Below are 17,900 nucleotides of genomic sequence, written 5' to 3'. Positions count from 1 at the left end.
AGCTGATGCCGACAGTTTGGCTCGTGATTGCCCTTCTTGCCCTTTCCGGGCTGGGCTTTGTGCTGGGGCGCAACCGCGCGCTTGCCTCGGCAGGAGGGAACGCCAAGGCGTTGCACTCGTTGCCCGCTTACTACGGTCACAACGTGGCCTTCAGCGCGCTGGTGCCTGCACTGGCGGTGCTGGCCATATGGTCGCTCGCCCAGCCCATGGTCATTGAGAACCGTGTATCCGCCATGATCCCTGCGGAACTGGTGCCGGAGAATTCCACGCTTGGCCTCGTGATGAGCGACGTGCGCCGTCTGGCCGAAGGGCTGGACCTGGCGGTAGAGCAGGGCGTTCTTTCCTCGACCGAAGCCCGCAACCTCGACAGTGGTGAAACCAATATTCGCGCCCGTCTCGGCGATATCGGTGTTGCCCTCGGCTCTGAAGTGCGCCCAGAGGTGCTAAACGCAGCCCAGAGCTATCGCAACCTTTCCAACAAGGGTCAGATCATCATGTCGGTGATTGTTGGCCTCTTGGCTATGGTCGGCTTTGCCTGGGCCTATGGCCGCACGCACAAGGATTTCCGCGCCCGTAATGTGGTGGAACAGGGGATCATGGCGCTGCTCATTCTTGCTGCCAGTCTCGCGATCCTGACCACCGTCGGCATCGTCTTCTCAATGCTGTTCGAGAGCATCAACTTCTTTGGGCTGCATGCCTGGAGTGACTTCTTCTTTGGCACCACATGGGCGCCGAACTTCCGCGGGGACAGTGACCTGTCGATCCTGCCGTTGCTGTGGGGAACGCTGTATATCTCCGCTATTGCGCTGCTGGTCGCGGTGCCTGTCGGGCTATTTGCTGCGATTTATCTCTCTGAATATGCCAGCGGTACCACCCGCGCCTTTGCCAAGCCGCTGCTGGAGATCCTCGCCGGGATCCCGACCATCGTCTACGGCCTCTTTGCGCTGCTGACTGTTGGTCCGCTGCTGGTGAAATTCTTCGGCCAGGGCGAAGATGGTATTCTGGGGGTCGAATGGATGAGCGGGGCGACCTCGGTGCTGACTGCTGGTCTGGTCATGGGCATCATGCTGATCCCCTTTGTGTCTTCGCTGTCCGATGACATCATCAACGCAGTGCCTCAGGCGATGCGCGATGGCTCGCTTGGACTGGGTGCGACCAAATCCGAAACCATCCGTCAGGTTGTCATTCCGGCCGCGCTGCCGGGTATCGTCGGCGCTGTCCTGCTTGCGGCATCGCGCGCCATCGGTGAGACGATGATCGTGGTTATGGGGGCAGGGGCGATTGCGAAATTCTCTCTCAACCCGCTGGAATCAATGACCACGATCACCACACGTATTGTCAGCCAGTTGACCGGCGATACGGATTTCGCCAGCCCCGAAACGCTCGTTGCCTTTGCCCTTGGTCTGACCCTCTTTGTCCTGACCCTCGGCCTCAATGTCCTGGCGCTTTATATCGTGCGCAAATACCGGGAGCAGTACGACTAATGACCGATATCAGCCAAAACACACCCGGACCGAACACCGCCGGATCCGACGCCCGGCACGCAGGTTCCCTGCTGCAACAATCGGATCGCACCCGCAAACGCAACGCCGCAGAGCGCCGGTTCCGTGGCTATGGTATTGCCGCCATCACGGTCGGCCTGCTGATGCTGGCGGTGCTGGTCTTCACCATTGTAAGCCGCGGGACCGGCGCGTTTCAGCAGACCTTCATCACGCTGGATGTGGAGCTGCTGGAGAGCAAACTGGATAAATCCGGCACCCGCGATCTGGACGCGATCAAGAAGGTGACCACCTTCGGGTATGCGCCGCTGATCAAAAACGCGGTGCAGGCGAAAGTTGCAGAGCTGGAGATCGACACCGATCTGAAAGCCAAGGCGATGGCAGGTATCCTGTCGAAAAACGCCGCCGCCCAGCTGCGAGCCTATGTGGTTGAAAACCCCGATCAGATCGGTCAGACGGTGACATTCCGGTTCCTCGCCTCCAGCCGTGTTGATGGCTACCTGAAGGGCCGTGTCAGCCGCGACAGCATTGTCAACGACAAGAGCATCTCGCCCGCGCAACTCGATCTGGTGGATGCACTGGTGGCAGCGGAGGTCGCGGCGAAGACTTTCAACCTGGATTTCATCACCGGCGCCGATGCCTCTGATGCGCGTCCAGAAGCGGCCGGCATGGGCGTCTCCATGATGGGCTCTCTGTTCATGATGCTGGTGGTTCTGGCACTGGCGCTGCCTATTGGGGTTGCCGCCTCGATCTATCTTGAGGAATTCGCCCCCAAGAACTGGATCACCGATGTGATTGAGGTGAATATCTCCAACCTCGCAGCCGTGCCATCAATCGTGTTTGGTATTCTGGGCCTTGCAGTATTCATCAACTACATGCACCTGCCGATGTCAGCGCCGCTGGTGGGTGGTCTGGTGTTGACGCTGATGACTCTGCCGACAGTGATCATCTCGACCCGCGCCTCGCTGAAATCCGTGCCGCCCTCTATCCGGGATGCCGCACTGGGGGTCGGGGCCTCGCGCATGCAGGCGGTGTTTCACCATGTCCTGCCGCTGGCCGCACCGGGTATCCTGACCGGCACCATCATTGGTCTGGCGCAGGCCCTGGGTGAGACCGCACCGCTGCTGCTGATCGGCATGGTCGGCTTCATCGCCTCCAATGCGCCGGAAACGATTGCCGACGGCCTGTTGGCACCGAACTCGGCCATGCCAGCACAGATCTATGAATGGGCCAAACGCGCAGATCCGGCATTTTACGAACGCGCCTGGGGCGGTATCATCATCCTGTTGATCTTCCTCGTCACCATGAACACAGTGGCCGTAATCCTGCGCCGCCGCTTTGAACGCCGCTGGTAAGAGGGGGCAATTATGAACCAGATGACTGCATTGGACAAAGACGTGCAAACTCAGAAAACCAAGATCGCCGCCAAGAATGTGAATGTCTATTACGGCGAGTCCCACGCGATCAAGGACGTGAACGTCGAGATCGAAGACAACACCGTCACCGCTTTCATCGGCCCGTCGGGCTGCGGCAAGTCGACCTTTCTGCGCTGTCTCAACCGGATGAATGACACGATTGATATCTGCCGGGTAACTGGCGATATCTCCATTGATGGCGAAGATATTTACGACAGCCGCGTGGATCCCGTGCAGCTGCGCGCCAAGGTCGGCATGGTGTTTCAGAAACCGAACCCGTTCCCCAAGTCGATCTATGACAACGTCGCCTATGGTCCGCGCATCCACGGCCTGGCCGCCAATAAGGCGGAGCTGGACGAGATCGTTGAGAAATCCCTGCGCCGTGGCGCCATCTGGGATGAGGTGAAGGACCGTCTTGATGCGCCCGGCACTGGTCTGTCTGGCGGCCAGCAACAGCGCCTGTGCATTGCGCGCGCCGTCGCGACCGAACCCGAAGTGCTCTTGATGGATGAGCCATGTTCGGCGCTGGACCCGATTGCAACCGCCCAGATCGAAGAGCTGATTGACGAGCTGCGCAACAGCTATTCGGTGGTGATCGTCACCCATTCCATGCAGCAGGCCGCACGGGTGAGCCAGAAAACCGCCTTCTTCCATCTTGGCAATCTGGTGGAATTTGGTGCGACCGGCCAGATCTTCACCAATCCCGAAGATCCCCGCACCGAAAGCTATATCACCGGCCGTATCGGCTGATCGAGGACTGACCCATGGTAGAACAACATATTGCATCCGCGTTTGACCGCGACCTCGAAGCTATTCAGGCTCAGATCATGAAAATGGGGGGCCTTGTCGAGGCTGCCATCATGGACGCGGCCCGCGCGCTGGAAACCCGGGACGAAGAACTGGCCCAACAGGTCCGCAAGGGTGACAAGGCCATCGACGGTCTGGAAGAACTGATCAACGAAGAAGCCGCCCGCGTTATCGCCATCCGTGCGCCCGCCGCCGTTGACCTGCGGCTGGTTCTGTCGGTGATGAAAATCTCCGGCAACCTTGAACGCATCGGCGATTATGCCAAGAACATCGCCAAACGGACCGCCGTTCTCGCGCAGGGGCCGAATGTCTCCGAAAGCGCCGCCGCCATGCGCCGTATGGCCCGCGAAGTCGAGCTGATGCTGAAGGATGCGTTGGATTCCTACATTCAGCGCGATGTGGAATTGGCGCAGGACGTGATCGCCCGCGACCGCGACGTCGACCAGATGTACAATGCGCTGTTTCGCGAATTTCTGACCTTCATGATGGAGGATCCGCGCAACATCACCCCCTGCATGCACCTGCATTTCATCGCCAAAAACGTCGAACGCATGGGCGACCATGTCACCTCGATTGCCGAACAGGTGGTCTATCTGGTGACCGGCGATAAGCCCGAGGATGACCGGCAAAAAGCCGACACCACATCGTCTGTACCGCAGGAGGTCTGACCATGGCTGCCGACCAACCCACCGTTCTGGTGGTCGAGGACGAATTGGCCCAACGCGAAGTTTTGGCCTATAATCTGGAGGCAGACGGCTTTCGCGTACTGCGCGCAGAACATGGCGAAGAAGCGCTGCTGATCGTCGAAGAGGACATGCCGGATATCATCGTACTGGATTGGATGATGCCCAATCTGAGCGGGATTGAGGTTTGCCGCCGTCTGAAAACCCGCACGGAAACCCGCAACATTCCAATCATCATGCTGTCGGCCCGCTCGGAAGAGGTCGACAAGGTGCGCGGGTTGGAAACTGGCGCGGATGACTATGTGGTGAAGCCCTATTCGGTGATCGAGCTGATGGCGCGCGTACGCACGCAGCTGCGCCGGGTCCGTCCCTCAACCGTTGGTGTGCGGCTGGAATTCGACGACATCATATTGGACGCTGAAACCCATAAGGTCAGCCGCGCAGAAGCGCCATTGAAGCTGGGGCCGACAGAATTTCGCCTGCTTTCCACCTTTATGGAAAAACCCGGTCGGGTGTGGAGCCGCGAACAGCTTTTGGATCGGGTCTGGGGACGGGACATCTACGTCGACACCCGCACTGTGGATGTTCACATTGGCCGCCTGCGCAAAGCGCTGACCCAACACGGCGGCAGTGACCCTGTGCGCACGGTCCGTGGCGCGGGCTACGCGTTAGGATAAAGCGTTAAGTAACTGAGAGAAAACAAAACCCCGCCAGAACGCGGGGTTTTGTTTTATGATATCTACCTTGGCAGCGGATCTTCGGGCTGCGCTTGCCCAGCCAACCAGTTGCGGAACTTGATCAGGGCAGGGTCCTTGGCCCGGGCCTCAGGCCAGACGAGGAAATAGGCACCCGGGCTTTCGGTCGCAGTTGGGTGCAACGCAATCAATCGCCCCGTCGCCAGATCTTGCTCCACCAGATAATCCGGCATCAAGGCCACACCCAAACCATGTAGTGCCGCCTGAGTAATGGTTGCGAATTGATCATACATGGTGCCGGACAAACCGTCCTGCAGCGCAATGTCATGGCTCTCAAACCAGTGCTGCCAGGCCTGAGGGCGGGTCTGGATATGCAACAAGGGCAGGGCGGCGATATCAACCGGGGTGCTGATCTGGCGCCCCTCTAGCAAGTCGGGCGCGCAGACCGGCAGCATCTGTTCGTGTTTCAACAGCAGCGCCTGGGTTCCAGGCCAGTCAGCAGTTCCAAAATGTATTGCAGCATCAAACCCTTCACTGACGAAGTTGAACGGCTCAAGTCGGGTCGACATATTGATCGTCACATCCGGATGCAATCGCGCAAATTCCGGCAGCCGGGGCATTAGCCAACGCATCCCAAAAGCGGGAAGGATCGCCAGATTGAGACTGCCCGCCAAGGGCGCCGCCTGCACGCGCAGCGTTGATTGGGCAATCTGGTTCAACGCCTGGCGAATATCTGCGGCGTAGGTCTGCGCCTCCGGTGACAGCGTCAGCCGCTTCTGGACCCGGCGCACCAGGTCCACGCCCAATTGGCGCTCCAGCGCCTGCAATTGACGGCTGACTGCACCTTGTGTCAGCGCCAATTCATCCGCCGCCGCCGAGGCGCTGCCCAAACGGTCCAGCGCTTCCAGCGCCCGCAGCGCAGCAATTGAGGGGAGAAAACGTCTCGGGGTGGCCATATATGAGCTTTTGTAATGTTTGCTTGTGGTTCTCTCGCTGTCCATCCTCTTACCGCAAGGTTAAGGTCGGCGGCAAGTTGAGGATCAAAAAGGTGACGAAAAATGACCGATAGACCTGCTTTGCGCGCCAAGGATGCCCCGGATCTGGGCCAGTTCAACTGGGATGATCCTCTGCGGCTGGATGACCAATTGAGTGAAGATGAGCGGATGATTGCGGCCTCGGCACGTTCCTATGCTCAGGAAAAACTTCAACCGCGCGTTCTAAATGCTTATGAGAACGAAGAAACCGATCCAGAAATCTTTCGCGAGATGGGCGAGATGGGCCTGCTTGGAACGACCATCCCGGAACAATACGGCGGCCTAGGTGCGGGCTATGTTTCCTATGGGCTGGTGGCGCGCGAAGTAGAGCGCGTCGACAGTGGTTACCGCTCGATGATGTCCGTGCAAAGTTCGCTCGTGATGTATCCCATTTACGCATATGGCAGCGAAGAGCAGCGGCAGAAATACCTACCAAAACTCTCTTCCGGCGAATGGATTGGCTGTTTCGGCCTGACCGAACCGGATGCGGGTTCGGACCCCGCCGGCATGAAAACCCGTGCGGAAAAAACCGATGGCGGCTACCGCCTGACCGGGTCGAAAATGTGGATCTCAAACGCGCCGATCGCGGATGTTTTTGTCGTCTGGGCCAAATCCGAAGCCCATGGCGGCAAGATCCGAGGTTTTGTTCTGGAAAAAGGAATGAAGGGCCTGTCCGCACCGAAAATCGCCAATAAGGCATCGCTGCGCGCCTCTATCACCGGCGAGATTGTCATGGACGGCGTCGAGGTTGGTGACGACGCGTTGCTGCCCCATGTTGAAGGGTTGAAAGGCCCATTCGGCTGTCTGAACCGCGCGCGCTATGGTATCAGCTGGGGCGCAATGGGCGCCGCAGAAGCCTGCTGGCATGCCGCGCGCCAATATGGTCTTGACCGCAAGCAATTCGGGCGGCCTTTGGCTAATACGCAGCTGTTTCAGCTGAAACTGGCCAATATGCAGACCGAAATCACGCTTGGCCTACAGGCCTCCCTGCGCGTGGGGCGTCTGATGGATGAGGCCAATGCTGCGCCGGAGATGATTTCCATCGTCAAACGCAACAACTGCGGCAAGGCACTCGAAATTGCGCGCCATGCCCGTGACATGCACGGCGGTAATGGGATCAGCCTGGAGTTCGGCGTCATCCGCCACATGGTCAACCTGGAAACCGTGAACACCTATGAGGGGACTCATGATGTTCATGCCTTGATCCTTGGACGCGCCCAGACCGGTCTTCAGGCTTTTTTCTAAGCGCATCTGCCCAACAGCTGATCAATAAAACCATTAAAAAGCGCACCGTTGCCGGACAACGGTGCGCTTTTTCGTTAAGATCGTAACTGAGATGTAAATCCCTGTGGTGGTTAACGTTCATGGCGTATGCCGCATTCATGCAAATTCAAACTGCATTTTTGCAAAGCACGCCCATACCTACGACAACGCAAAGGAAGGCAGGTATATCTGGCGAAATTTTCTGCTCCGTCTGGCACCGAATGGTAAAGAGCGTAAATCTGAACCTTTGTGCATTCACTGGCCAACAGAGGACAGCACGCAACGGCAGGGTTAATGCCTACCTGAACCTACGCAGTACGGAGAGCAAAACAGCTGCTCTACACGAGGGGTTCTGCAAACGGTGTTACAGCACCGCTGGACAGTCCGCTAAACTGCGATTTTACAAAATCGCGCGGGAAAATCCGATCAAGAGACCAGAATGGCGGGTTAATCGCGCTGCGCAAACGCAATCTACAGCAGCTTGATCCAGTCAGATCATGCGAATATCCCAAAGCACAGATGAAATCCCGCAGGATCACCCGTGTAGATACGCCAAACGCGTCAACCTCAATCAATGAAAGGTAAAAGCGGTGCGAGCTCAATTTGCTTAGCATATCTTCGCCTCATTATTATGCCTGTAATCAGTATTATGTTGTTTATCAGTGATGTAGCGTCACTGTTGCAGGTCTGGCCCATACGCGAGACACTTTCGCTGAACATACGTCAGCTGAGGCCCACATGGATCTGCAAGGCAAAACGATTGTCATCACCGGCGCAGCAACGGGTATCGGGCGCGCCTTGGCCATGGCGATGGCAAGGTTCGATCCCAAGCATATCGTCTGCGCCGATATGGACGGAGCGGGTGCACAACATACTGCGGATGAAATCGGTGGCAGCGCTTATACTGTTGACGTCGGATCGGACTGCGCCATCGCTGATATGATTGATGTGATCGAGCGTGATATCGCGCCGATTGATCTGTTCTGTTCCAATGCCGGGATCCTTCGGATCGGCGGACTCGAGACCTCGCTCACCGATTGGCAGAAAAGCTGGGATATCAACGTGATGGCCCATGTCTCAGCCGCGCGCCATCTGGTGCCGCGGATGATCCAGCGCGGTGGCGGATATTTTCTCAATATCGCGTCAGCGGCAGGATTGTTGAACCAGATTGGCGCAGCGAGCTACGGGGTGAGCAAACACGCCGCTGTCGGGTTCTCCGAATGGCTTGCGATCACCCATGGCGATCAGGGTATCGGCGTCTCCGTGGCCTGTCCGCAGGCAGTGAAAACCGCCATGACCGAAGGTATGGAGCACAGCGCCGCGGCGGTGGATGGCATGATCTCGGCCGAGGATGTTGCCAATAGCTGCATTGAGGCCATTGAAAGCAATCGCTTTCTTGTTCTGCCCCATGCAAAGGTCGAAGGTTATATTCAGGCCAAGGCCGCAGATTATGACCGCTGGATCACTGGCATGCAGAGACTGCGCGATAAGTTCGACCTTCCAAAAATCTGACTGAGGTTTTTCAGGATTTTCCACATCAGAACACGGCAATTTCAGGACTTGGAGATCGGACGCATCAGCCCTTCTTGTGCAACACTGGCGACCAGTTGGCCGTCTTGCGTGAAAATAGAGCCCCGGTTGAACCCGCGGCCGCCGCCGGCAAAGGGCGAGTCCATCGTGTAAAGATGCCAATTGTCAAATTGCACCGGCGCGTGAAACCACATCGCATGATCAAGGCTGGCGGTCATCGCCTGACCTTTCACGAAACTCAGGCCATGCGGTCGCAACGCTGACCCCAACAGACCATAGTCGGACACATAGGCCATCAACACATGCTGAAGCTGCGGCGTGGCGCCTTTTGCCGCTTTCATTCTGACCCACATATGATTGATATCACTACATTTATCCGGGCTTATCGGATCTCGTGGCTCGACATCGCGGATCTCAAACGGGCGCTCTCGTGTGAATTCGACCCGCAAACGGCCGTCCAGCTTCGGGGCAAGCTGGCGCAGGAGAACATCGCGCGACACCAATGCGTCTGGCGCTTTGACTTCGGGGATCTCATGTTGATGCGCCCAGCCCGGCTCATCAATGTGAAACGAGGCCGCCAGATTGAGGATTTGTTTGCCGTTCTGCAAAGCCGTCACGCGCCGGGTTGTGAAGCTGCCGCCGTCGCGCGCAGGATCGACGGCATAGATCACTGGTTTTGACGGATCCCCCGGGCGGATGAAATAGGCATGCAGCGAATGGCACAACCGATCCTCAACCGTGGAATAAGCCGCCATCAAAGCCTGTGCAATCACCTGACCGCCGTAGATCCGCGTCGGTGTTTCCCCACCAGACCCAATCCCGCGATAGAGATTCCGGTCAAGTTCTTCCAGGTCGAGTAAATTGAGCAAAATCTCAGCTGGGTCAGGCATCTATTGGTCCCTGTTGATGTGCGCGCGGGCGGGTAGTCGCGGTGAACCGCCCTGCCCTGATCGGCTGGACAGCAGCATTAGCTGGTTACGGCGCCATGGACCAGCGCCTTCAGCTCCGCCCGCGACGGATAAGAACTGGACGGTGCGAGCTGAGTAAAAAAGACCACACTCAAATCCAGAACCGGATCAACCCAGAAGAAGGTCGAGGCCATTCCCCCCCAGCTGAAATCCCCAACAGATCCCGGGCATCTCGCCCTGGCCGGATCCAGCACAACCGCACCGCCAAGGCCAAACCCCATACCATCCATCGGCTGCTCCGCAAAACTCTGCGGACCCATCGATGCAATGTCACCGGGCAGATGATTTTGGCACATAAAATCAATGATCTGCGGGCTGATCAGGTGATCCTTTCCCAGCGCGCCGCGCAGCCGGATCAGCTCTGCAAAGCGCATATAATCGTCGATCGTACTCAGAAGACCGCCGCCGCCCGAGTGCATCTCGGCGGTGTCAAACGGGGTGTCGTCATATGAGTCAATCAGACGCAAACTGTCGGCACCTTGCTGCGCGTCATTTAGGGCCATGGCGTCGCCACTCAGCGGCGAATAGAGCGATGCCAGTAAATTACCGGTTGTTTCCTCGCTGCGAAATCCAGTTCGCTCCATGCCGAGAGGATCAAAGATCTCCCGCTTCAGCATGGCGCCGAGGCTCTCCCCGGTCACGACCTCAATCACCCGGCCAATCACATCGATACCAACGGAATACTCCCACCGCTGACCGGGTTCAAAGGCAAGCGGCAGCGCTGCCAGCTCTAGCACCTGCGCCGCAAGGGGGCCCTGGCCGGGTTTGAACATCAAATCCGTCTTTGACATTTCTTCGGACAGAACACCGGGATTGAATGGATAGCTCAGCCCACTGGTATGGGTCAGCAGCTCATGCAAAGTTGGCGGCCGACAGAATCTGGTCTGCGTAATGTCAGTTGCACCGTCAACAAGACAGCGCATACCATTGAATTCAGGAAGAAACTCAGACACAGGCATGTCCAGGTGCAACAGCCCCCGTTCCAGCAACATCATCAGAGCCAGCGAGGTCACCGGCTTCGTCATTGAGTAGATGCGCGCCACGGTATCGCGGGTGAATGGCAGATTCTCGACAATGTTTCGCTGGCCCGCAGCGTGGAAATAGCGCTCTTTACCATTGCGATTGATCAGCAGCGAACTGCCGGCGTATTTGCGTTGGTCCACATAGCGGTGTTGCCATGTCCTGATGTGCTCAAGGCGCGCAGCGTCCATGGGGGCTCCTGTTGTCGGTGATCTGGCAGCTTAGCCGATGATCTTGGTCATCGCCGGGACAGTCTCTGCGGTGAACCAGGGCTGATCCTCAGCCTCTGCTTCCATTGCGGTCCTGATCTTTGCGATCGTTTCTCCGCGCAGTTGCTGTTTGATTGCGGCATAGGTCTCGGATGGCAGCTCTGCCAGCGCACGCGCTTCTTTCAGCGCATAGCCCAGCAGATCTTCTGCATCATCCGCAATGATGTCCACGATATTAAAGTTCCGCGCAGCGATGGGGCCGATGGTTTGCCCTGTCATCATCAGTCGTCGCTGGATATTCGGGTTCAATGTAGCGCGGGCGATCTCCAGCGGCGCAATCGGGAAATCAACTCCGGCTTGTACTTCTGCAAGACCAAACTTGGATTTCACCTGGGCAACCCGTACATCACTGCAAAGGACAAAGAACAAGCCACCCGCAATTGCCGCGCCATTCACAGCGGCCACTACCGGCTTCGGGCAGGCATACAGCGCAAGAAAGGCCTCATTCAGCCCTCGCACCGCGGCGCGCTGTCCGGCCAGATCGAAGTCCCGCGCCACCTTCAGGTCCAGCCCTGCGGAAAACACCTTGAAAGCGCTGGTCAGAAGCAGCGCCCGAACAGTCGGATCTTCGCGGATCTCCTTGATAGTACGCGCGAAATCCATCAGGAACTCCGAAGATAGCGCATTGACCGGCGCACGCGCCAGTTTGATTTCAACAACCCCGTCGCCATGTTCGTGCCGGATCAACCAATCGCTCTCAGTCATCTTTGGGTCTTCCTTTGGACACTGACACTGCTGCCAGCCGTTTCGATTATCATGCGCGGTTTGCCCACCAAGGTCGAGTATTTTGACCTACGTAGAACCACGCATGACACCTAACATTACAGCTTTTGCAAAGCGTTACCGCTACGGTCGCATACTCAGGGTTTCTGCAGCAGACATCAGCTGATCCGCATAGATCGTCTCAAGCACATTCGGGCTCACATGAAAGGACGGACCACCAACGTTCAGCCCATAGACGCGCATTCCGTTCAGCGACACCACTGGAACCGCAATTCCGTTCACATCCGGCCGCCAGTCGCCATAGCCAGTACAAAAACCACGGGCGGCATATTCGTCCTGCGCCCGGCCCAGACTGTCCTGACGTGAGAGCCTGCCGTCCGGATCAAGCGCATCCGCGATCTTCAGGCTTTCGGCCCGTTGATCCGGGGACATACCAGCAAGGATCGCGCGCCCCACGGCCGAGAAAAACAGCGGCAACCGCATCCCCACATGGGCTGCCAGCGACACATCCTCGCGTGAGCGATGCACGGCAATATAGATGACATCCGCATGATGTGCCTCTCCCAAGGCACTGGTAATATATGAATTTTCGCCATTTCGCAGATCCCTGAGGATTTGCGACGCACGGTCGCTGATATCCATCCCGGCCAGGACACCATAGCCCAGACGCAACACCCCTGCCCCCAGCCGGTAGCTGCCGGATTGCGGATCCTGAATCAGGTAGCCCAGCTGGCACAGCGTATAGGTCAGGCGTGAGACTGTCGGTTTAGGCAATCCCGTCCGTTCAGCCAGATCGGTGTTGGTCAGTTCCAGCTCATTGCGGCGAAACGCGCGTAGAACATCAAGCCCCCGCGCCAGGGCGGTGACAAAATTTCGATCTTTTTCGCCATCCGCTGACGCTGTGTTGTCACTGTCCATGTCACGTTCCGTGTCAGATGCGCTTCAGTCAAAACTTGCAGACAAGGCCGCCAGCCCGGCGCGCGCGAAGTCCGGCACAAACGCCCCAAGGCGCGCCGCATGTTCCGGGTTTGAGGCGTTGCCATCAAGCCCTCTTTTGCGTACCCCCTGAAGGATTGCAGCCATCCGGAAGAAGCTGAAAGAGAGGTAATAGCCAAAATCCTCAACACCCGGCAAATTTCTGCGGTTGCAATAGCTTGCAACGAACTCCTGATCCGATGGCAGGCCAAGTTCCCGCCGGTTGACACCGGCCAATCCACGCCCCTCACGTCCGGGTGGCATCTGCCATTGCATAATGACACCGGCAAGGTCTGCATAGGGGTGGCCGATGGTCGACAGCTCCCAATCCAGAACCGCCCGGCAATTTGTCCCCTCGGTCGCGTAGATCATATTGTCGATGCGGTAATCACCATGCACCAATCCGCGCTGACCATCGTCTGCGGGCATCTGTACGCCCAATGCCGCGATCAGATCATCCATCTCTGCGATGACCTCCACTTCACTGGCGCGATATTGCTTGCTCCAGCGACCGTGCTGACGCTCGAAATAATTGCCCTCAGGCCCGTAGTCGGCCAGCCCAACGGTGGCGACATCCACATCGTGCAGCGCCGCCAGAACGCGGCTCATCTCATCCATTACCGCAGCGCGCTCGCTGGCGAAAACATCGGGCAAGGTCGGATCTGAGAAGTTTCGCCCAACCACATGTTCCATAACGTAAAATGATGATCCGATCACGGTCTCATCCTCACAGAGATGATGCATCTTTGCGACCGGAACCCCGGTTTCCCGCAGCGCCATCTGCACGCGAAACTCGCGCTCCACCGCATGGGCAGATTTCAGCAAAACACCCGGCGGTTTGCGTCGCAGAACATATGCGCCCGCCTCGGTCTGTAGCAGATAGGTTGGGTTAGACTGGCCGTTCTGGAATTTCCGGGCCGTGATTTCCGTGTCAAACCCCGCCAGACGCCCCCGCATATACCGCTGAACAGCTCCAAGATCGAGCGCAAGGGACTCCTCCCCGACGCTTTCATCAGGGTTTCCAGGTGATATCTGCGACGCCATCAGTGCCCTCCAACCGGAGTAAACTCAGCCGCCAGCCGCCGCCCGGCAGCGTCATATTCTCTGGCAATCTCATCCACCAGTGCCCCGGCCGCACGCACATCCCTAATGGCGCCAATACCCTGACCGGAGCCCCAGATCTCTTTCCAAGCCTTTGGCTTGGAAGAGCCGCCAGAGAAGTTCATCGCGCTTGCGTCAGCACTCTCCAGATTGTCGGGATCAAGACCTGCGTTCTGGATAGATCCGCGCAGGTAGTTCCCAGAAACCCCTGTAAATAATGATGAATAGACAATGTCATCCGCAGCGCTGTCGACAATCATCTGCTTGTAGCCCTGCTGCGCATTCGCCTCTTCTGTGGCGATAAACGGTGATCCTACATAGCCGAAATCGGCCCCCAACGCCCGTGCTGCAAGCAGTGACGGACCATTGGCAATCGCACCGGAGAGCGCAAGGGGGCCCTTAAACCAGCTGCGAATTTCGCTGATCAGCGCGAGCGGTGATTGCTGACCGGCATGGCCACCTGCCCCGGCGGCGACCGCGATCAGACCATCGGCGCCTTTTTCAATAGCTTTGCGGGCAAAACGGTTATTGATCACATCATGCAGAACAACACCGCCGCAGCCATGGGCAGCGTCGTTCACCTCAGGACGCGCCCCAAGCGACGTAATCCAGAGGGGAACCTTCCAACGGTGACAAATCTCAAGATCGCGTTCCAACCGAGTATTGGAGCGATGCACAATCTGGTTCACCGCAAAAGGTGCGGCGGGACGATCCGGGTTGTCCTGGTTGTGACGATCCAGCTCTTCTGTGATCTGCTGCAGCCAGGCCTCCAGGAGTGGTGGTTCGCCATCCGCTTCACGCGCGTTCAATGCCGGAAAGGATCCAACGATGCCAGCCTTGCATTGCGCGAAAACCAGCTCTGGCACCGATATGATAAACAAGGGCGCACCGATCATCGGCAGCCGCAGTCTCTGCAGGGCTGTTGGCATCGGCTGCCCACCCAGTGTGAGGCGAGTTTCCTTCATTTCCAATCCTTTATCCAGCATATCTCACGCCGCTTCCCGGTCGGAAAACAGATCTATCGCAGAGCAGAATTGCATTTCGCAATTTCATTGACAACGTAAGATCCGCACAGAAGACTTGACGTCACAACGCGCCCATTCGGGCATCATGACAGGACACTCAGCTATGCACGCCATGCTCTCAACCGCCCCCGGTGGTCCCGAAACCTTGCATTGGAGCGCGCAAGAGTGCCCCGAACCCGGCCCGCAGGAGGTGGTGGTCAAAATCCATGCCGCCAGCGTCAACTACCCGGATACGCTGATGATTCAGGATCTTTATCAGATCAAACCACCCCGTCCCTTTGCGCCCGGTGGAGAGATCGCGGGAGAGATCATCGCGCTTGGTCGTGAGGTTCAGGACCACAAGATCGGAGATCGTGTGCTGGCGCTGACCGGCTATGGCGGCTTTGCCACTCATATCGTGATCCCGGCTGGCACTGCGATCCAGATTCCGGATCAGATGCCCTATCTGGATGCCGCCGGGTTCGTCTTCACCTATGGTACGTCCTACCATGCCCTGAAGGAGCGCGCCAATCTGCAATCGGGTGAAACCGTCCTTGTCCTCGGCGCCGCCGGTGGTGTGGGATCTGCCGCGGTCGAGCTGGCCAAAGCCGCTGGCGCACGCGTTATCGCAGCTGTGTCCTCCGCCGAAAAGGCTGCGTTTTGCCAGGAGATCGGTGCTGATGCCACGGTAATCTACGGCCATGCGCCGGACAAGGAAGACCAGATCAATTTTGGAAAGAATATCAAAGCCCTGGCAGGGAAAGCGGGTGTGGATGTGGTCTATGATGCGGTGGGAGGTCCCTATGCGGAACCAGCCCTGCGCGCCATGGGGTGGCAGGGTCGTTATCTCGTTGTCGGCTTTGCAGCAGGTATCCCGAAAATCCCTATGAACCTGCCCCTGCTGAAAGGCTGCCAGATCGTTGGTGTCTTCTGGGGCGCGGCCGTGCAACGCGACCCAGCGCAGCACCTGCGTAATGTGGGGGAGCTGTTCGAGCTCTATGGTAGTGGCAAGATCCGGCCCCGAGTACATGCAACATATCCGATGAGCGAGGCAGCAGCTGCACTGACGGAAATGCAAAACCGCAATGTGCTGGGAAAGATCATCCTGACAAATACGCCTGAGTGACACGGGCAAACCCACGCAACGTTAGCGATAGCTGGCTTGCATATCATTCTGAAAGATATATCAATATGAGCCAATTACAGGAACCTGACCGCCAATCGTGGATGCTGCCGCCCGTCGCTGGAAACCTGCGGCCAGCACATAGCCCTGCGGCCCTCTCCGCACCGCTGACGGCCAGGGCATCTTAAGAGCAAGTGGATATCGATATGCACAACATCTTGGTTTTGAACGGACCCAATCTCAACCTGCTTGGCACCCGTCAACCTGAGGTCTATGGCCGCGAAACACTCGCCATGGTCGAACAGCGTTGTGTTGAACACGGGCACTCCATTGGCCTCTCCGTGAGATGCGAACAATCGAACCATGAGGGGGCCCTGCTTGACGCGCTGCATGGCGCGCGCGGCGTTTACGCCGGTGTGATCCTCAATGCGGGCGCCTATACTCACACCTCCATTGCGCTGATGGACGCAATTTTCTCCATTGAGCTGCCCGTGGTTGAGGTTCACCTCTCAAATATCCATGCGCGTGAAGATTTTCGCCACCGCTCTTATCTATCGCGTGCGGCACTGGGACAGATCTGCGGCTTTGGCGCGCAGGGGTATATTATGGCACTGGACGCGCTCCGCGCCCATCTGGACGAAGACAACGCGGGATGAAACTTCGGGCCTATCTCAACTTTCTGTGCGGCGCACGGACACTTGAGGAGTTGTGGCTGGAGCATGTCGAGCAGATGAAGGCCTATCGGTTTGATCGGCTGATCTACGGCTATACGCGTCACAAAACCAAAACCTCACTGGGCGATCCGGAAGATTTCGTCATCCTTTCAAACCATTGCGCGGAATATGTGCAGGGGTTTGTCAATTCCGGTCTCTATTTCGACGCCCCCATGCTGCAATGGGCATTAAACAACGAAGGCGCCGGCAGCTGGCGGATGGTGCAGGAGCAACTGGCGCAGCAAACGCTGACACCACAGGCGCAGAAAGTTATCGATTTTAACAAGGCCATGGGCGTGCGGGCTGGCTATACGGTAAGTTTCTATTCAGCCTCTCAGCGCTTCAAAGGGGCAATCTCACTCGCGGCTGAGGAAGATCTGAGCCAGGATGACGTTGATGAGATCTGGGCGAAGGACGGGCATGACATCATATTGATGAACAATGTTGCGCATCTGAAAATCCTGACGATGCCCTACGATCCACCGAACCGTGGCCTGACAAAACGTCAGCGTGAGGCATTACAATGGGTTGGCGACGGTAAAACCACTCAGGACATCGCATTGCTGATGGGGCTGACACCCGCAACCGTAGAAAAACACCTGCGTCTGGCACGTGAGGCCCTCGCTGTCGAAACAACAGCCCATGCGGTCCTCAAGGCCGCTCTTCACAACCAGATGTACGTTATGGAAAATTGATAAAATCAAAAAATATACATTCCATAGATTGTTTAACGTATCTTTTGCAAATCCATTAACCTATTTTTCATAATTGGGTATGGAATTCATTACTTCCAGAATGCGCGAATTACATGCACAGTCACAACGTTCCGTGAGTGGGGCTTTGGCCTGGGACGGCGCAGGGCATGACCCTTGGGATTTCAAGGCTCTCTAACCTGTCCGGTCGCTGCGTGTATTGTTCCGCGCCAGCGCCGGGATATTCTGAGGGGCTCTGCAAAACAGCAGCGCCCCTCAACATTTTCCAATCTCAGATACGTATCATGATGTTACAGGGCCGCTCCATCTCCCCACGTAGCCCTTCAGATTGATCCGAGACCAACGCAGCGCCTTCGCGTCAGCGC

17 protein-coding genes are annotated in these 17,900 nt (G+C 57.4%); 10 read left to right on the top strand and 7 right to left on the bottom strand.

From position 1 onward, the window contains the following. The first annotated feature begins 5 nt into the window (after window positions 1-5). From pstC to phoB, 5 genes are read left to right on the top strand one after another with little or no spacing between them, the layout of a single operon-like run. The gene (pstC, locus tag J4721_RS05475) at window positions 6-1,484 is read left to right on the top strand and encodes a phosphate ABC transporter permease subunit PstC (RefSeq protein ID WP_211002245.1); all 1,479 of its coding nucleotides are present in this window, start codon (window positions 6-8) and stop codon (window positions 1,482-1,484) included. Then, the gene (pstA, locus tag J4721_RS05470; RefSeq protein WP_102874300.1) at window positions 1,484-2,854 is read left to right on the top strand and encodes a phosphate ABC transporter permease PstA; all 1,371 of its coding nucleotides are present in this window, start codon (window positions 1,484-1,486) and stop codon (window positions 2,852-2,854) included. The genes pstC and pstA overlap by 1 nt, the downstream gene beginning before the upstream one ends. A gap of 12 nt (window positions 2,855-2,866) precedes the next feature. Then, window positions 2,867-3,664: a phosphate ABC transporter ATP-binding protein PstB gene (gene pstB, locus J4721_RS05465; protein ID WP_076615293.1), complete on the top strand. Its 798-nt coding sequence runs from the start codon at window positions 2,867-2,869 to the stop codon at window positions 3,662-3,664. 14 nt (window positions 3,665-3,678) lie between these two features. After that, on the top strand, window positions 3,679-4,389 hold the full coding sequence (phoU, locus tag J4721_RS05460; RefSeq protein WP_076615290.1) for a phosphate signaling complex protein PhoU: 711 nt from the start codon (window positions 3,679-3,681) through the stop codon (window positions 4,387-4,389). 2 nt (window positions 4,390-4,391) lie between these two features. Continuing rightward, entirely contained in the window at window positions 4,392-5,081 is a 690-nt protein-coding gene (gene phoB / locus J4721_RS05455) for a phosphate regulon transcriptional regulator PhoB (protein ID WP_014874682.1), read from the top strand. Window positions 5,082-5,143: 62 nt separating this feature from the next. On the opposite strand, the gene J4721_RS05450 is transcribed toward phoB, so the two are convergent. Further along, a complete protein-coding gene (locus J4721_RS05450; RefSeq protein ID WP_211002244.1) occupies window positions 5,144-6,055 on the bottom strand; it encodes a LysR family transcriptional regulator in 912 nt (303 codons plus the stop codon). Window positions 6,056-6,157: 102 nt separating this feature from the next. Between J4721_RS05450 and J4721_RS05445 the strand changes: the two genes are divergently transcribed. Together J4721_RS05445 and J4721_RS05440 are read left to right on the top strand one after the other, a co-directional pair. After that, window positions 6,158-7,378 (top strand): acyl-CoA dehydrogenase, encoded by a 1,221-nt coding sequence (locus tag J4721_RS05445; RefSeq protein ID WP_014874680.1) that lies wholly within the window; start codon window positions 6,158-6,160, stop codon window positions 7,376-7,378. Window positions 7,379-8,134: 756 nt separating this feature from the next. Then, on the top strand, window positions 8,135-8,908 hold the full coding sequence (locus tag J4721_RS05440) for an SDR family oxidoreductase (protein ID WP_211002243.1): 774 nt from the start codon (window positions 8,135-8,137) through the stop codon (window positions 8,906-8,908). Window positions 8,909-8,949: 41 nt separating this feature from the next. On the opposite strand, the gene J4721_RS05435 is transcribed toward J4721_RS05440, so the two are convergent. The 6 genes from J4721_RS05435 to J4721_RS05410 form a co-directional block, all read right to left on the bottom strand. Beyond that, complete coding sequence (locus J4721_RS05435; RefSeq protein ID WP_102874303.1) at window positions 8,950-9,816, bottom strand: acyl-CoA thioesterase II; 867 nt, start codon at window positions 9,814-9,816, stop codon at window positions 8,950-8,952. Window positions 9,817-9,893: 77 nt separating this feature from the next. After that, the gene (locus tag J4721_RS05430) at window positions 9,894-11,105 is read right to left on the bottom strand and encodes a serine hydrolase (RefSeq protein ID WP_211002242.1); all 1,212 of its coding nucleotides are present in this window, start codon (window positions 11,103-11,105) and stop codon (window positions 9,894-9,896) included. Between the two features lie 30 nt (window positions 11,106-11,135). Beyond that, window positions 11,136-11,888 (bottom strand): enoyl-CoA hydratase/isomerase family protein, encoded by a 753-nt coding sequence (locus J4721_RS05425; RefSeq protein WP_102858538.1) that lies wholly within the window; start codon window positions 11,886-11,888, stop codon window positions 11,136-11,138. A gap of 141 nt (window positions 11,889-12,029) precedes the next feature. Further along, window positions 12,030-12,824, bottom strand: coding sequence for an IclR family transcriptional regulator (locus J4721_RS05420; protein WP_014874675.1), 795 nt, complete (start codon window positions 12,822-12,824; stop codon window positions 12,030-12,032). A 24-nt stretch (window positions 12,825-12,848) separates the two neighbouring features. Further along, window positions 12,849-13,925 (bottom strand): phosphotransferase family protein, encoded by a 1,077-nt coding sequence (locus J4721_RS05415; protein ID WP_211002241.1) that lies wholly within the window; start codon window positions 13,923-13,925, stop codon window positions 12,849-12,851. Then, window positions 13,925-14,947 carry a nitronate monooxygenase family protein gene (locus tag J4721_RS05410; protein WP_211002240.1) on the bottom strand — a complete coding sequence of 341 codons (1,023 nt, stop codon included), beginning with the start codon at window positions 14,945-14,947 and terminating at the stop codon, window positions 13,925-13,927. Before J4721_RS05410 ends, J4721_RS05415 begins: the two co-directional genes overlap by 1 nt. A 163-nt stretch (window positions 14,948-15,110) precedes the next feature. Between J4721_RS05410 and J4721_RS05405 the strand changes: the two genes are divergently transcribed. The 3 genes from J4721_RS05405 (at window position 15,111) to J4721_RS05395 (ending at window position 17,517) form a co-directional block, all read left to right on the top strand. Then, entirely contained in the window at window positions 15,111-16,112 is a 1,002-nt protein-coding gene (locus J4721_RS05405; RefSeq protein ID WP_211002239.1) for an NADPH:quinone oxidoreductase family protein, read from the top strand. Between the two features lie 203 nt (window positions 16,113-16,315). Continuing rightward, complete coding sequence (gene aroQ, locus J4721_RS05400) at window positions 16,316-16,765, top strand: type II 3-dehydroquinate dehydratase (protein WP_014879997.1); 450 nt, start codon at window positions 16,316-16,318, stop codon at window positions 16,763-16,765. Next, window positions 16,762-17,517 (top strand): LuxR family transcriptional regulator, encoded by a 756-nt coding sequence (locus tag J4721_RS05395; protein ID WP_014874670.1) that lies wholly within the window; start codon window positions 16,762-16,764, stop codon window positions 17,515-17,517. The genes aroQ and J4721_RS05395 overlap by 4 nt, the downstream gene beginning before the upstream one ends. Window positions 17,518-17,900 lie beyond the last annotated feature (383 nt).

The organism is Phaeobacter sp. HS011 (genome assembly GCF_018101215.1).
GTDB lineage: Bacteria > Pseudomonadota > Alphaproteobacteria > Rhodobacterales > Rhodobacteraceae > Phaeobacter > Phaeobacter inhibens.
Note: the sequence above shows the minus strand (reverse complement) of the source record. Positions and strands in the feature narration are given on the sequence as shown.

What these genes read in the sequence shown, in the direction of transcription:
- phoU (WP_076615290.1), top strand. Translation starts at nt 3,679, where the DNA reads ATGGTAGAACAACATATTGCATCCGCGTTTGACCGCGACCTCGAAGCT.
- J4721_RS05425 (WP_102858538.1), bottom strand. Translation starts at nt 11,888, where the DNA reads ATGACTGAGAGCGATTGGTTGATCCGGCACGAACATGGCGACGGGGTT.
- J4721_RS05440 (WP_211002243.1), top strand. Translation starts at nt 8,135, where the DNA reads ATGGATCTGCAAGGCAAAACGATTGTCATCACCGGCGCAGCAACGGGT.
- phoB (WP_014874682.1), top strand. Translation starts at nt 4,392, where the DNA reads ATGGCTGCCGACCAACCCACCGTTCTGGTGGTCGAGGACGAATTGGCC.
- J4721_RS05405 (WP_211002239.1), top strand. Translation starts at nt 15,111, where the DNA reads ATGCACGCCATGCTCTCAACCGCCCCCGGTGGTCCCGAAACCTTGCAT.
- pstC (WP_211002245.1), top strand. Translation starts at nt 6, where the DNA reads ATGCCGACAGTTTGGCTCGTGATTGCCCTTCTTGCCCTTTCCGGGCTG.
- aroQ (WP_014879997.1), top strand. Translation starts at nt 16,316, where the DNA reads ATGCACAACATCTTGGTTTTGAACGGACCCAATCTCAACCTGCTTGGC.
- J4721_RS05435 (WP_102874303.1), bottom strand. Translation starts at nt 9,816, where the DNA reads ATGCCTGACCCAGCTGAGATTTTGCTCAATTTACTCGACCTGGAAGAA.
- J4721_RS05415 (WP_211002241.1), bottom strand. Translation starts at nt 13,925, where the DNA reads ATGGCGTCGCAGATATCACCTGGAAACCCTGATGAAAGCGTCGGGGAG.
- J4721_RS05395 (WP_014874670.1), top strand. Translation starts at nt 16,762, where the DNA reads ATGAAACTTCGGGCCTATCTCAACTTTCTGTGCGGCGCACGGACACTT.
- J4721_RS05450 (WP_211002244.1), bottom strand. Translation starts at nt 6,055, where the DNA reads ATGGCCACCCCGAGACGTTTTCTCCCCTCAATTGCTGCGCTGCGGGCG.
- J4721_RS05430 (WP_211002242.1), bottom strand. Translation starts at nt 11,105, where the DNA reads ATGGACGCTGCGCGCCTTGAGCACATCAGGACATGGCAACACCGCTAT.
- pstB (WP_076615293.1), top strand. Translation starts at nt 2,867, where the DNA reads ATGAACCAGATGACTGCATTGGACAAAGACGTGCAAACTCAGAAAACC.
- J4721_RS05445 (WP_014874680.1), top strand. Translation starts at nt 6,158, where the DNA reads ATGACCGATAGACCTGCTTTGCGCGCCAAGGATGCCCCGGATCTGGGC.
- J4721_RS05420 (WP_014874675.1), bottom strand. Translation starts at nt 12,824, where the DNA reads ATGGACAGTGACAACACAGCGTCAGCGGATGGCGAAAAAGATCGAAAT.
- J4721_RS05410 (WP_211002240.1), bottom strand. Translation starts at nt 14,947, where the DNA reads ATGAAGGAAACTCGCCTCACACTGGGTGGGCAGCCGATGCCAACAGCC.
- pstA (WP_102874300.1), top strand. Translation starts at nt 1,484, where the DNA reads ATGACCGATATCAGCCAAAACACACCCGGACCGAACACCGCCGGATCC.